Annotated in this window: 9 protein-coding genes and 5 tRNA genes; 2 read left to right on the top strand and 12 right to left on the bottom strand. The window is 43.5% G+C overall.

Annotated features, from left to right (window positions below; all coding sequences use genetic code 11):
• Positions 1–36: 36 nt before the first annotated feature.
• From T426_RS0105565 to T426_RS0105545, 5 genes are all read right to left on the bottom strand, one after another.
• The gene (locus tag T426_RS0105565; RefSeq protein WP_025863198.1) at positions 37–609 is read right to left on the bottom strand and encodes a DUF3109 family protein; all 573 of its coding nucleotides are present in this window, start codon (positions 607–609) and stop codon (positions 37–39) included.
• A 128-nt stretch (positions 610–737) separates the two neighbouring features.
• On the bottom strand, positions 738–2,273 hold the full coding sequence (gene gpmI, locus T426_RS0105560; protein WP_025863197.1) for a 2,3-bisphosphoglycerate-independent phosphoglycerate mutase: 1,536 nt from the start codon (positions 2,271–2,273) through the stop codon (positions 738–740).
• A 223-nt stretch (positions 2,274–2,496) separates the two neighbouring features.
• Positions 2,497–2,569 (bottom strand) — tRNA-Phe (locus T426_RS0105555).
• A gap of 179 nt (positions 2,570–2,748) precedes the next feature.
• A tRNA-Phe gene (locus tag T426_RS0105550) sits at positions 2,749–2,824 on the bottom strand.
• Positions 2,825–2,928: 104 nt separating this feature from the next.
• The gene (locus tag T426_RS0105545) at positions 2,929–5,238 is read right to left on the bottom strand and encodes a TonB-dependent receptor (RefSeq protein ID WP_169737674.1); all 2,310 of its coding nucleotides are present in this window, start codon (positions 5,236–5,238) and stop codon (positions 2,929–2,931) included.
• 265 nt (positions 5,239–5,503) lie between these two features.
• Between T426_RS0105545 and T426_RS0105540 the strand changes: the two genes are divergently transcribed.
• The gene (locus T426_RS0105540) at positions 5,504–6,724 is read left to right on the top strand and encodes a M16 family metallopeptidase (RefSeq protein ID WP_025863193.1); all 1,221 of its coding nucleotides are present in this window, start codon (positions 5,504–5,506) and stop codon (positions 6,722–6,724) included.
• A 6-nt stretch (positions 6,725–6,730) separates the two neighbouring features.
• Positions 6,731–7,393, top strand: a complete 663-nt coding sequence (locus T426_RS0105535) for an O-methyltransferase (RefSeq protein ID WP_025863192.1) — start codon at positions 6,731–6,733, stop codon at positions 7,391–7,393.
• A gap of 24 nt (positions 7,394–7,417) precedes the next feature.
• Here T426_RS0105535 and T426_RS0105530 read toward each other — a convergent pair whose 3' ends face one another.
• The 7 genes from T426_RS0105530 to T426_RS0105495 form a co-directional block, all read right to left on the bottom strand.
• Positions 7,418–9,019, bottom strand: a complete 1,602-nt coding sequence (locus T426_RS0105530) for a hypothetical protein (protein ID WP_027585386.1) — start codon at positions 9,017–9,019, stop codon at positions 7,418–7,420.
• Between the two features lie 31 nt (positions 9,020–9,050).
• Positions 9,051–9,968, bottom strand: coding sequence for a hypothetical protein (locus T426_RS0105525; RefSeq protein ID WP_025863189.1), 918 nt, complete (start codon positions 9,966–9,968; stop codon positions 9,051–9,053).
• Positions 9,969–10,123: 155 nt separating this feature from the next.
• A complete protein-coding gene (locus tag T426_RS0105515; RefSeq protein ID WP_027585385.1) occupies positions 10,124–11,953 on the bottom strand; it encodes a lactonase family protein in 1,830 nt (609 codons plus the stop codon).
• A gap of 42 nt (positions 11,954–11,995) precedes the next feature.
• Positions 11,996–12,838, bottom strand: a complete 843-nt coding sequence (locus T426_RS0105510) for a hypothetical protein (RefSeq protein WP_025863187.1) — start codon at positions 12,836–12,838, stop codon at positions 11,996–11,998.
• A 980-nt stretch (positions 12,839–13,818) separates the two neighbouring features.
• A tRNA-Gly gene (locus tag T426_RS0105505) sits at positions 13,819–13,894 on the bottom strand.
• A 44-nt stretch (positions 13,895–13,938) separates the two neighbouring features.
• Positions 13,939–14,022 (bottom strand) — tRNA-Leu (locus T426_RS0105500).
• A 9-nt stretch (positions 14,023–14,031) separates the two neighbouring features.
• Positions 14,032–14,104, bottom strand: a tRNA-Gly gene (locus T426_RS0105495).
• Position 14,105 lies beyond the last annotated feature (1 nt).

The raw sequence follows: 14,105 nt of genomic DNA, 5'->3' as shown, positions 1-14,105 counted from the left end.
GAATTGCCTCTTTTTATGTCTTTAACTGATTATAATTTAATCGCGTGGAATATTTTCTGCGGCATACTGCAGCTCCTCGTACCACTCTTTACCGTATTTCCTAATTAAGGGCTCTTTTAAGAATTTCCACAAAGGCAATTGCTCTCTTTTTCCGCAGGCTTTTCCGGGTTTACAAATATCCAATTCCTGGTAATTCACGGCATCAAAACGCTTGTATTCGGTTATCCGAATAGGGAAAAGATGACATGATACTGGTTTTCGGAAATCGATTTTCCCATCGAGATAAGCGCGTTCGATGCCGCATTTAACGGTGCCGTCCTCATCCCAATAGGTATAAACACATTCTTTATTACCGATAATAGGAGTAACCAAATCCCCGTCGGAATCAATCATGGAAAAGCCTTGTCTTTTAACTTCGGCCCGGTTCCGCTCTGACAGATATGGTTCAACCTCAGGGTAAACCTCTTCGATAATTTTCGCCTCTTCTTCCGTCAGTGGTGCGCCGCTGTCACCTTCCACACAACAGGCTCCCTTGCATTTCGACAAATCGCAAAGAAACTGCTGATCCAAAACATCAAAACTGACCAATGCTTTCCCTATCTCAATCACTTGTTTACTATTTAGTTATTAGCCATCTGCTGAATTTCATTTTCCAGAAGTGAACGTCGGCAAAAATAAAAAAAGAACCGGGAAAGAATCATCCTCCCGGTTCGATAATTTCTTGGAATAAGAATAATTTATGCGTTCTCAATCAGAACTTTTCCCGTCATATCCTTCGGAACATCAACCCCCATAATGGTTAACAGTGTGGGAGCAACATCGGCAAGAATACCATTTGTCAACTTCTTGTCCTTGTTTTCGGTTACCCAAATGCAGGGAACCGGATTAAGCGAGTGAGCTGTATTTTCGCTACCGTCGTCGTTCAGTGCATTATCAGCATTACCATGATCGGCAATAATTACGACATCATAATCATTGGCACGAGCAGCTTCGACCACTTCCTTCACGCAGGAATCGACCGCTTTCACCGCAGTCTGAATGGCTGAATAAACACCGGTATGTCCTACCATATCGCCATTGGCAAAATTGAGGCAAACAAAGTCAGCCGACTTATCATTCAACTCTTTCACGATGGCATCTTTTACTTTCGGAGCCGACATTTCGGGCTGCATATCGTACGTAGGAACTTTCGGTGACGGAATCAGAATACGCTTCTCTCCATCGAATTCCTGTTCGCGTCCACCGGAAAAGAAGAAGGTAACATGTGCATACTTTTCCGTTTCGGCAATACGAATTTGTTTTAAGCCTGCTTTCTCAACAACCTCTCCCATCGTATTGGCCACGTTGTCTTTATCAAACAACACGTGAACACCTTTGAAGCTGGCATTATAGTTGGTCATAGTGTACCATTCAACCGGCATAGTATGCAAATCTGCCTCTGGATGCTCTTCCTGTGTGAAGGCCATCGTCAACTGACGCAGTCGGTCAGTCCGGTAGTTGAAACATATAACCACATCGCCTTCCTGAACGGTTGCCAATGGCGCGCCATTTTCATCAACCATCACCACCGGCTTGATAAACTCGTCGGTTACACCTTCATCATATGATTCCTGAATGGCTTTCAAAATATCATTGCTCTTCTTGCCTTCGCCTTTCACCAACAGATCATAAGCCAACTTGATGCGCTCCCAGTTCTTATCACGGTCCATGCCAAAATAACGGCCAACCAACGATGCAAAACGGGCATTGGTTTTTTCCAGGCCTTTCAAATCGCTTTCCACAAATCCGTAACCGGAACGCGGGTCGGTATCACGCCCGTCCGTCAAACCGTGAACAAACACTTTTTCCAATCCTTTTTCGGTAGCAATCTCGGCCAGGGCAATCATGTGATCGCTCAGTGCGTGAACGCCACCAGGACCAATCAAACCAATCAGGTGAACCTGTTTGTTATTGGCTTTGGCATAATCATAAGCTTTGAGCAATTCCGGATTGGTCCACAAGGATTTATCCTTAACCGCTTTGTTGATTTTCACCAAATCCTGGTATACTACACGGCCGGCGCCAATATTGAGGTGTCCAACTTCGGAGTTTCCCATCTGACCATCGGGTAAACCAACATTTTCGCCTGAGGTTAATAATTCGCTGTGAGGATAATTATTCCAAAGCTCATCGATAAATGGTGTGGGAGTACTAAAAATTACATCGCCTTTCGATTTGTCACCAATCCCCCAACCATCGAGGATCATGAGCATGGTTTTTTTAACGTTTGCCATCTTGAATTCTACTTGTTTAATTAACGACTTTAATCGTCGCAAAAGTATGATTTTCAAGCGAGGAATAAAACCAGTGGAACATTCTTGATGAACAAATTAAGGATTTATTAAACGTAATTTGAGAGAATTATTTACAATCGTTCAGAATCGATATATGGGGGAGAAAATTAACTGAGAAAGTAATAAAACAAAAGAGGGAAAGATTTTCATCTTCCCCTCTTTGTGGTGCCACCTGGAATTGAACCAGGGACACACGGATTTTCAGTCCGTTGCTCTACCAACTGAGCTATGGCACCTACTCATTTGGTTTATCAGTTCGTCAAAAGTAAAGATTTTTTAGAAATCCCAAACTTTTGCCTTAACCGATTTCTTCAATAAACTCGTTAAAATAAAACCTTTCTAAATAACTATCCAACCCTAACAACTATGACTCATTCAGAAAAATACCGGAGCATCTCTGCTTCGGTATTTCATCTGGTGGTGCCACCTGGAATCGAACCAGGGACACACGGATTTTCAGTCCGTTGCTCTACCAACTGAGCTATGGCACCTTAATTTTGTTAAGCGCGGTGCAAAAGTAACGATTAATTTCTATGTGCCAAATTTCAACTTAAAAATTTTTAAACCCGCTGTGACCGCCGCTTTCAGCTAACGATCAGAAATAAACTCGATACAAGATAGTTGGCACAAATCCCAACTGATATTGCTGCTCAATAGCTCCTGATTCCGGGTTGAAATATTTTCTCAGCAAAATCTTTTCCCCCGTAAGGTTACGAAGACTTAACGATAAATCATGGCTTAACCAACGCATCGACCATTTCAGGCTAACATGAGCATCAACCCTAAACCAGGCAGGTTCCCGATTGGCGTATCGTAATGCTTCATCATAAACAGTATAACCCGCCAAAACGGAGGTGTTATCGTCAATTCCCGGCAAGGGTGAACCTCCCGAATAAATAGCATGCAAACTAATATCTAAGAGCCCGTTTGGCGCAAAGGAAAATTTCGTACCCAACACCAAATCTGATTTATAATTGCCATTGAAGGCTGTATTTCTCGTGGTGCCGTCACTTGCCTTATATTTCGAGTCGTACAGCGAACCCGACAGACGGAAATAGTATCCATGTGACAGGTATTTATCGAGTTGCAGATTCAAACCTTGGTTCTGTCCAGTTCCCAGATTTACCAACGGATAGATCGAATAATCCCTGAAACCAGCCCCGTAGTTTATCATTGAATAGCTACTCACATGTTGTTCTACCGGTACCTTCATCAATTGCTGAAAATAAACTTCGGCATGAAGCCGTAGACCGCCACGAAAATTTTTATCGACAGCTCCCACCAGTTGATGCATACGCGTCGATCCAAGATTCCGGTTACCTTCTGTTATGACTGTGCCGGTAGGATCGGCTTTCGTTTTCATGAAATAGAGAAACATGGGTTGCAGCTGACTTTGAAGACCGTAACCGATGGAAACAATGGTTTTGTCATTATACTCGTGCCTGATGCTCAAACGTGGTTCAACAGATGCCGTCTGATTAAACGTAAAATAATTGGCATTTACACCCACATAAACCGCTGTTGTGTTACCGAATTTGTGTTGCCACCCGGCGTCCGCCTGAACCTGCACTAACCCTTTTTCATTTGCATTCAGTAACGTATAATAGGTTTTAGGGTAAACCTGCGTGACATTCCCCGTCAGGGTACTGTCGGAAAAATTCACTTCATGGATTCGCGCTGAAACTCCGGCAACGATGTAATTAGAGGCCGATGGTTTATGCTGAAAGCGAGATGAGAAGAACAGTTCCTGCTCTTTGTTATCGCTTCCGGTGTCAACTTGACGAAGCGTGGGGCTACGGTACATTTCCATCCGGGAAGTTTGCTCATATCCTGAAATTCCGACCGTTGTTTTGACGGAACTGATTCCCCGTTTCAAATAAATATTATGAGAAAATCCACCCGTGTAAAGCGTCTCGTCCAGGTATTTGTCGGTATTTGGCGTGCCTCCATAAACGTAAAAATTTTCAGGATGAGCACTTGTTCCCCGAAGCATTTCCACCTTATTCTTTCCGCCGGTAGCAAATATGGAAAATGTTCCGGCGAAACGAGTCGGGACATTTACTTTGACCGCTGCTTGTTGCCTGTCGGGAAATATTCCCGGCACAGCCTCTACTCCGCTTCCATCCAACGCCGACGGAAGTGAATTCCGGTAATAGACCAAATAGGAAGATGAAGGCTTTCGGCTAATCGGGCCTTCTGCTGATATCGCCGCTCCGTACGAGCCCATTTCCAAGGAATACCGACGATCGACACGATTCCCATTCCGAAATTTAAGATTAAACTTACCCGCCAAAGCATCGACCGGTCCGGCCGGAGACGGGCCATAATCAACTTCCGATTTTCCCATCACGGCATTGGGCAGTAACGGGTAAGTCCCTCCCGGCAATCCAATTTCGTGACTAAAATTAGGGGCTACTACCGGAATATCATCAATTTGCCAAACCAATCCTGCTGGCGAATTTCCCCGAACACTCAGGTCGTTTCGACCTTCCATTATTTGCTTGAAAGCCGGAAGTTCAGCAACCATTTGAGCCGGGTCTTCGTTTACATTATCCAAAGCCTGGACATTTTTCCTGTTAAACGAAAAGGCACTGACCGTAGTCGTTGCATTCCTGGCAATTCCAGGTTTATATGGCCGGATATCGATATCCTTCTTATTATCACTTACCTTTTGGTCCAGTTCTATCACCCGGAATGCTTCTTTTCCGGTAACCACTTCCACATTTCGGAGAAGCAGGTTCTTGTAATCTTTTAGTTCGATCACAATATCGTGAAGTCCGACCGGAACATTTTCAATTTCGAACCACCCGTTAAAATCGGATGACGTCGTATAAAAACGGCTTGTTCCCCGAATGGTGACCGTCGCACCCGGGAGTGGAGCTTTGGTTTGATGATCAAGTACCACACCTCTGAATGTTTCAACATGTTGTGCTGAGACGGGGCCATTCAGCAATAAAAGTGTAAAAATGAGTAACAAAAGCCTGTGTAAGTTTTTTTTATCATCCATAATCTGCCGGGGAAATGATTAACGATTTCTCAATAAAAACGAATGAAAGCGTAATCTGTTATTTGATTCACGGAAAATAGCTGAACTGAGCGATGAACTATTTCAGGATAAAAAGGTACAAATAATTATTTTCCATACTTTTGCATCCTGATTAAGAGAGAATATGAACTACTTCACATATACATTGCCCAACGGTATCCGGCTGATTCACCAGTATGTCGATTCGCCGGTAGCCCATTGTGGCGTGATTTTTAACACCGGGTCGCGGGACGAAAAGCCGGAAGAACAGGGAATGGCCCATTTTATTGAACACACTATTTTTAAAGGTACCCGCAAACGGAAAGCTTATCATATACTCAGTCGCCTGGAAGATGTGGGCGGCGAGCTAAATGCCTACACTACAAAGGAAGAAACCGCGCTGTACGCTTCGTTCCTGAATGAATATTACAACCGCACCATTGAGCTTTTCAGCGATATTCTCATCGACAGCACTTTTCCCGAAAAGGAGTTAAAGAAAGAGAAAGAGGTCATCATCGAGGAGATTAACTCGTATAATGACAGTCCTTCGGAACTAATTTTCGATGAATTTGAAGATCTGGTGTATGACGGTCACCCTATCGGGAGAAATATTCTGGGAACACCCGAAAACATCAAACGATTTAACCGGAACGATGTGAAACAATTCATCCGGGAGAATTACAATACCGACGAAATGGTGATTTGTTCGGTTGGGAAAATTACTCCAAAGAAACTTCAAAACCTGGTCGAGCGCCATTTCTCTCATGTTCCGGAAAATTCGAGAAAACATCAACGAACAAAATTCATCGGGTACAAGCCGGAAACACGTCTGGTACACAAGGACACATTTCAGGCACACTGCATCGTCGGAAACGAGGCTTTTGACAGCAAGCATCCGCAACGCATAGCCATGATATTGCTGAATAATATTCTTGGCGGACAATCGATGAACTCGCGCCTCAACCTTTCGCTTCGTGAACGAAACGGAATGGCCTACAATGTGGAATCGAGTTACACGGCATATACGGACACCGGAATTATCAATATTTATTTCGGCACCGACAAGGAAAATCTCGATCGAGCTATTAAACTCGTTAACCGGGAAATCAAAAAACTGCAAACCCAGGAAATGGGAAGCTTGCAATTGAGCAAAGCGAAAAAGCAATTGGTTGGTCAGTTAGCCATGGCACAGGAAAACCGTGAAGACCTGATGTTGACCCTGGGAAAAAGCTTTTTGCTGTACAACCGCGTTGATAGCCTTGAAAAAGTAAATAACAAAATCGAAAAGGTAACCGCCAGCGAACTGATGGAAATCGCAAACGAGGTTCTCGACCGGGAAAAACTTTCGACACTCATCTTTAAATAACCAGTTATGCGTCTTTCAATCGATCTTGAAAATTACATTCTGGAACACATTGAAGAGGAAGACCCGGTTTTGGCTCAACTCAACCGCGATACACATGCCAAGCAGCTTTACGCTCGCATGTGTTCCGGCCATTTGCAAGGCTCTATCCTGACGCTGCTGAGCAAACTGATTGAACCGAAGCGAATCCTCGAGCTAGGCACATTCACTGGCTATTCGGCACTCTGTTTGGCCAAAGGATTGCAGTCTGACGGAGTATTACACACCATCGAAATCAATGATGAGTTGGAAGATTTTGCCGCACATTATTTCGACCTCGCCGGAATGCGGAACCGGATTGTGCAGCACATTGGAGATGCATCCACCATTCTGCCCACATTTGACGAACCGTTCGACCTGATTTTCATGGATGCTGACAAACGGTCGTACCCAGAGCATTATGAAATGATTGTTCCGCTGGTGCGGGAAGGCGGAATTATTATCGCCGACAACACGCTCTGGGATCAGAAAGTGCTCGATGAAGAAATCAGCGACGAACAAACAGCGGGAATTCTCCGGTTCAATGACCTTGTTAAAAATGATTCCCGGGTGGAAACTTACCTTTTTCCCGTCAGGGACGGCCTGACCGTTTTACGCAAAAAAGGCACCAGCTTGCATTCCGGTGCCCTTTAAGCGTAGTTAACTTGAGTTTATAGATTATTGGGGTAAGGCAGGACAAACTACTGCATGGACGATGACATAAATATCTCTGCCGCCAAATCCATCCAGCGTAGTATTCCAGGTATTTTCAGTAAGACCTTCGTCAACAACCGTATATTTACCCGGCGACAACGTGTAAACAATATCGCCGTTGTTCTTCTGGTAGTGCGGAATACGTGGATCGGGATCATCTCCGGCATTCCCTTCAGCGACCCAGACGTGAACCTGCGTTAAATCGAAATCAGATGAAATATTCATTGATATAGAAACTAAGGAACCGTTGTAAGTTACTGTCGTCGTTCCCGCACTAATACCGCTCTCCGGATGGCACTGTGGAGGATCTTCATTTTGTCCACCTCCGGCGCCGGCCAGCATGGTAAACTCATAAGGGGTACTACTCGAAACAAGTGGTCCATTGGTCCACCCCCAACGATTCGAAGAAATCAGGTAACTGTAGTCAAAGAAGCAGCTGCTGTATGTCTCATTATAGGCAAAAGCCGTTTCGCAGTTGCCTCCCGGATCATTCGGATCTTCCAGGCAATTCAAATATTCCAGATGAATAAAGCGTGGATTATCAACATTCGGATCCGGAGCCAAGTCTACTTTAACGGTGATCCCTCGAATTTCATCAATTAGAATGGGGGCGCCAACATAGGATGTCAAGCCCAGGTATTCAAGAATGATTGATTGAGGAATAGTTACCGTAAATACGTCCGAATAAATAACTTCGCCGTTGTTTAATTCCCCGAAAGCGGGCCGGATTTCTAACGTCAGGCCATCTGTCATTTCGATTGCCGGGGCATACAACGGGAAGCAGACCGGATAAATACCGGTAATAGCATTGTCCACTACCGTGTAATTGGGACCAATATCCCAATAGGCATTACCGGAATTGAGGTCAAAAGGAACCCATGCCGCCAAATCGGCAGGATAAACCTGGTGGTAATGTTCCGGATCATTCTCATTGATACAGTTAATGAACACACATACTTCATCGCCCTGTACAATGTTATAATCAAACCACTCGAATCCAAATGCCGGTGCTATTTGCTGATTAAAACAAAGCAGATCAATTTCAATCCGATTCTTCTCGTACTTGCCAACCGTGAACTCGAAAGGAAGTGCTTCGGCAACATAATCCATAAAGGCAGAATTGTTCTCCGGGGTGGCCATCACCATTTGGGTATTCTCGACCGTCCAATCGCCATTGAGATCGATTTTTTCCACCAATGCAAAGCGTTCAATAGAATATGTTGCATCCGCATTCAGTTGAAGCAGCTCCGAAGCGACGCCAGCACCCACCGGGTCAAAAGCCAGAAAGTAAGTTTTATCAAAGGCATTGGCCCCCGTTAACCGGACCATCAACCGGTAGTTCGCAGCAGCATCTTCGCCGAGCAGAACATTATCACAATCCAGCTTAGCAAGAATCGCATCCAAATCCAGGCTTCCATTTTTTAGGGTTGGACCCGAATTTTCCGCAAAAAAAGTGATATCAACTTTCGGCGTGCTGCTATCAGAGACTTCACTTCTTGAACAGGCCCACACCAGAACCAGCAGTGCAACAGCTGAAATCAAGCTATTTATCCTTCTGTTTTTCATAGGCTTCTCTCATTTATTGCCTCTGCGTTCGTTATGGTACCGGACAGAGAATCTCATACACGTAATAACCTTCACCCGCGTTGACCGGATCATTTTGCAGCTCCAGCAGTATTTGATTCACTTCTGCTGCAGTAATAATGAAATCAGCTTCCACATCGCCATCGTAAACAATTTGGACTCCTACTCCATAGTCTGTCGCACCGCTCCAAAGTGGGAAACAAATCCATCCATCACTCGAATTTCCGGATGAAGCATATATATCTCCTACGGTCGATTCATCAATCATCGTATAGAAGGTTGCTGAATAATCGGCAGGTCCCCAGGTTTCGGTTCCGTTACTGGTACACTGACTCACATACAGACAGATTTCGTCACCGAGAATTACGTTCACTCCAGTCCAGACAAATCCAAAACTGGCAACATCAGTCGGCTCGAAACAAAGCACTTCCATGAGTAATCGCTTTTTCTGATACAACTCGACTTCAAACTCATAATTAAGCGGAGTATTTACGTATCCGGAAAAGACTGAACCTTCCACCGGAGTGGCCATGATGGTTTCATAATGAGTAACTCCACCTCCATCATCCACCAGTTGAAGTACTTCGAATTTGGTGACAACATATGTCCCAGGAAGCAGCATGATGAGATCAGAAGCAACTCCGTCACCGACCGAATGTAACAGAAGGATTTTATCCTGCATATTTACAACAGGATCTCCTCCCTGCGTTGCAATGGAAATGCGTATCGCATCAGCCGTTGCCAATTCACAGTTGTCCAGATAATAGGGCTCATCCACTGCCGCTTTCAGTACCGAACCTCCTTTGGCGACCCCTATTTCCAACTGTGTGGAATAGTCCCGGGTTCCCCAATTGAAAAGATCGTTACAGGAAAGCGCTGCAAACGTAAAAAACAGAATTGCGACTGCCTTGAAAATATTTATTGTTTTCATAAGCGTAAATTTTCAGGTTCGTTCATCGATTTCATCTCTTCCCCAATGGGAAGCTTATTGCCTTTGAACCTGATGTTTGTTCGAAAGCAGGCAATCATTTTAAAGGGAATAACACCCTGCTGCAAGAGGCAGGATGTTATTCTTTGGTTATATCCTTATTGGGGACGAGCTCTGTTCAAAATGAACGGCGAAGCCAAATCACCATAAGTGTATGTAATGTCAGGAATTGGGTTATATGAAGTGAAAGAGTCAGCAAAATCGAACGGAGTATTCCATCCTTTCAGGCCAACGTCATCACCATGGCCGGTAATGATAAAATCTCCCCCTTCGTACACCATTGCTCCGAATGTATTATTCAGATTCACTTCATTTTGCAACTCGGTTACACTTCCCGTGGCAAGATCTATTTCATGCACGTAACTAGTACCTCCGTTTTTACTGAAGCTCCACAATGTGCTATGACCTGCATCATCCTTTACTGCAATCAAATCGCCACCTGAGAAATCAACATCTGTACTTAAATCAATTTCATTGTACTCTGAATAGTTAAGACCATCCGGATCGAGAACATAAAATGTCAGGGCATCGGTATTCATATCTGCAGCAAACAGAGTGTCATTCATATATACCAACTGAGTAACTTTTTCCGGCACATCACCACCGATACCGAAGGTTTGAGAACTCATGGAATACAGATCATATACAAGAATAGTATTGCTTACGTCTGAATCAACTACGTAGAGTTGACGGCGGTTCGGTGCTACGGCAATGTGAGGATCGCGTCCCACTTGAGAAAAATCAAGGATTTTTGTCATCAGCACATCACCTCCGACAAACCTTAAAGCGTATATATCTGCTACATCGCTGCCATTACTGTGCGACTCAAAATAAGCCGGTTTGTGGCAATCAGTCAACATGATGTGGATATATCTTGGATTTTCAGCTTGTGGATCGTCTGTCAATTCAACTTTTACAGAAATACCATCTCCCAAATCTTCAGCGATTCCTTCATATTCAGTCAATCCAAGATACTCCATAATGATGTCGCGGGAAATATGCACAATCACACTGTCACCATAAATCAATTCACCTTCTGCTGTTTTACCAAAGACAGGATTTAACTGCAGCAGAAGACCTTCCGGCATATCCTCGAGAACGTCATACAATGGGAAACACATCGGTGTCACAGCACCAACAATCTGGCTACCGTCTCCGCCTTCTGGTGTCGTCAACTCATAATTTGGCCCTACGACCCAATAAGGTGTGTCTTCTAATGGAGTCGCTCCGTCAGCTGTCTTCCATGCATAAATATCGGAAGCAAATACCTGGTGATAGAAATCCCGGTCATACTCATTGATACAGTTAATGAATACACAAATTTCATCACCTTCGACAATGTTATAGTCGAACCACTCGAAACCGAATGCTGGTGCAATTTGCTGGTTGAAACACAGCACATCGAGTACCAATCGGTTCTTTTCATAGTTATTGATATCAAATCCCAAAGGAAGAACATCAGTAACAAAATCTTTAAAGGCTGAGTTTGCCATTGGAGTAGCAAGCAAAATATTCCATCCGCCTTCGCCATCATCCTCAACTATTTCGAACTGCGTTAAATAATACTTCCCTGGAGTTAACTGAACCAAATCAGAAGCAATACCATCTCCTACTTGCGTGTAGCCAAGGTAATAATCGGTTCCCGGAGGTTCCACTCCTTCAGATAAAACACCACCTGGTAATTCAGCTTCAGTTGCAATTCTAACATGCACCGTTCCGTAATCGGCCCAACTGCAATCAAGAGCTGCCAACATTTCATCGTATGGCAGATTAGCTGCCTTCAGCATCGGTTTGGTCAAATTGGCCTGAAAAACCAAATCAACTTTTTGGGGTTCGTCAATACTCATGTCATCCTTCTTAGTACAAGAAAAGAGCATGGCAAACGGTACTGCAAATAGCAATACCCGGAAAAGTAAATTTTTTCTCATTTCGGTAGAATTTAAGTTTCACATAAAACATGGAATTATATATCACGAATCACATCCAACTTCAAGATGGACATAGTCAATTTCGCCATTTACATACTTGTCTATTTCTGTTTTGGTTACCGGAATAATCAGAAGGGTATTCTCTTCACCAATTGGTTGAACCTGGAGAATAACACCATTTGTATAATCATCCGGAAGAGGAATGTAGATGGGTTCAGGTTGTCCCTGGGAATTCAGGTTATCACCAGTTAGGAGAACATCTACTGGATTTTGATCGGCATCAGCACTGTAAGCAGTTACATCATAGGAGAGCACTTCGTGATAGTTCTCACGATTGCCCGCATTGCACCGGTTAATGAACAAATAAAACCCGGAAGCTTCAGCTGATTGATAAACTTGGCCGGAGCTGCTTTCTGTATTCGTCTCGAGATAAGAAAGGTTCAGACAATTAACATGCAACAGTGTGCGGGCAACGGAAGAAGTGCTGAAAGTGCAATCCGTTGTGCTATGAATCGGATAGGAAACAGCAAAATTTGGGGCTGAGATTAATTGTGCCTTCTCCATCCGGTGAACGGTAAATTTCGTTAATCGATAATCAGCAGTAGTTACCGGGATAGAACGGGAAACATATCGCCCATCCTGAAAACGCATGGAAAGAGGGTAGTTTAAGGCGACTATTTCTCCATCGGAACGAACTAACGTAATTTCTGCATCAAAATCGGCTTTGGGAGGATACACCTCCAAACTATTGAACGCATCCTCAAGCGACACTTCAATGAATAGTCCGTTCTCCAGTTTCAGTAAATCTTCCTCCTGGCTGCTGCAGGAAATCACAGCTAATGCGAACAATGAAATTGCGATGAGGCGGGTTAGCTTATTTTTCATAATATTTAGGATTATGTACGTACTGCTTAATTACCAGAGCATAAAATACCTTCCCGACATGAATCGCTATTCTCTGATTTAACATAGCTATCCTGGTCAGGAAATTATCCTTGTAATCAAACAGAAGAAATAAACACTGAAGAGTTCAGTCTGGAAGTGAAAGGGGGAGACTGTCATTCAATCTATTAACAGCACCAAACTACTGTTTTTCGACCCTTAAATACATGATTAGACTGGCTTCAGGATTAACATAATAGGTTTTAGTTTTCGTTCTACATAGGTGCAATCGTTATCAACTTACTGTGGTTAGGCCAGAAAGCAGGAAGAACTCTACATTTCCGTTTTAACGGAAATTGATGCACTTTCAATAATTCTACAGTTAAAGGTGCAGCCAAAGGCAGACAAACTGCCTTTACTGGCACATATTGCGGACTACACCTCTGAGCTTCGTGCCATCATCATTCAGTCAATGACGGCAAAGGAGTTTTTCATTCAAGGCTAATAAAAATCCTTGGTAAGAACAGGTTACTTAGTTTTCAATCCTAATAAGGATATATAAATTTAAGTCATTCACAAAGTAAACACAAGGTATTGGTTAAAAAATACACGAAAAGAAAGAGTTTATTATCTTATTTTTCAACCACTTAACTAAATAGTAATTACAAACAGACTAACTCGCTAAATGACTATTATTTTATGGTATAATCGCTGGCAATTATATCATTTTGTTTTTTAAATAATTATTATGAACTATTGTCTGCAACAAAAGACACAAAACACCAAACACTTATATTACAGACTCTTAAAAACAAAAACCAACCTTGACATATTCTTAACCACCTATAAGGAGGTGAAAAAAAGAGGAGGGGCATTCATAATAATAACACTGTTAACCTTGCATAGTCGAAATATGCGGGGAAAAGAGTTAATCCAGGACCGATAAAATTGGAGAAAAAAAAGCCTCCGAAGATTCGGAGGCCTGGAGCGGGAAACGAGACTCGAACTCGCGACCCTAACCTTGGCAAGGTTATGCTCTACCAACTGAGCTATTCCCGCAAAAAACGGAGCAACTAAAAAATTCATTGCTCCGTTACCTAATGTACCCAGAGCGGGACTTGAACCCGCACGGCCATAATGGCCATTGGATTTTAAGTCCAACGTGTCTACCATTCCACCACCTGGGCATCCTTTCGAGCGGGAAACGAGACTCGAACTCGCGACCCTAACCTTGGCAAGGTTATGCTCTACCAACTGAGCTATTCCCGCA

It is taken from the genome of Prolixibacter bellariivorans ATCC BAA-1284 (assembly GCF_000621705.1).
In the GTDB taxonomy this organism is placed as follows: domain Bacteria; phylum Bacteroidota; class Bacteroidia; order Bacteroidales; family Prolixibacteraceae; genus Prolixibacter; species Prolixibacter bellariivorans.
Note: the sequence above shows the minus strand (reverse complement) of the source record. Positions and strands in the feature narration are given on the sequence as shown.

Bases quoted from the DNA above. Each gene is read 5' to 3' on its own strand.
- gpmI (WP_025863197.1), bottom strand. From the start codon at position 2,273: ATGGCAAACGTTAAAAAAACCATGCTCATGATCCTCGATGGTTGGGGG.
- T426_RS0105540 (WP_025863193.1), top strand. From the start codon at position 5,504: ATGAACTACTTCACATATACATTGCCCAACGGTATCCGGCTGATTCAC.
- T426_RS0105535 (WP_025863192.1), top strand. From the start codon at position 6,731: ATGCGTCTTTCAATCGATCTTGAAAATTACATTCTGGAACACATTGAA.
- T426_RS0105530 (WP_027585386.1), bottom strand. From the start codon at position 9,019: ATGAAAAACAGAAGGATAAATAGCTTGATTTCAGCTGTTGCACTGCTG.
- T426_RS0105525 (WP_025863189.1), bottom strand. From the start codon at position 9,968: ATGAAAACAATAAATATTTTCAAGGCAGTCGCAATTCTGTTTTTTACG.
- T426_RS0105515 (WP_027585385.1), bottom strand. From the start codon at position 11,953: ATGAGAAAAAATTTACTTTTCCGGGTATTGCTATTTGCAGTACCGTTT.
- T426_RS0105510 (WP_025863187.1), bottom strand. From the start codon at position 12,838: ATGAAAAATAAGCTAACCCGCCTCATCGCAATTTCATTGTTCGCATTA.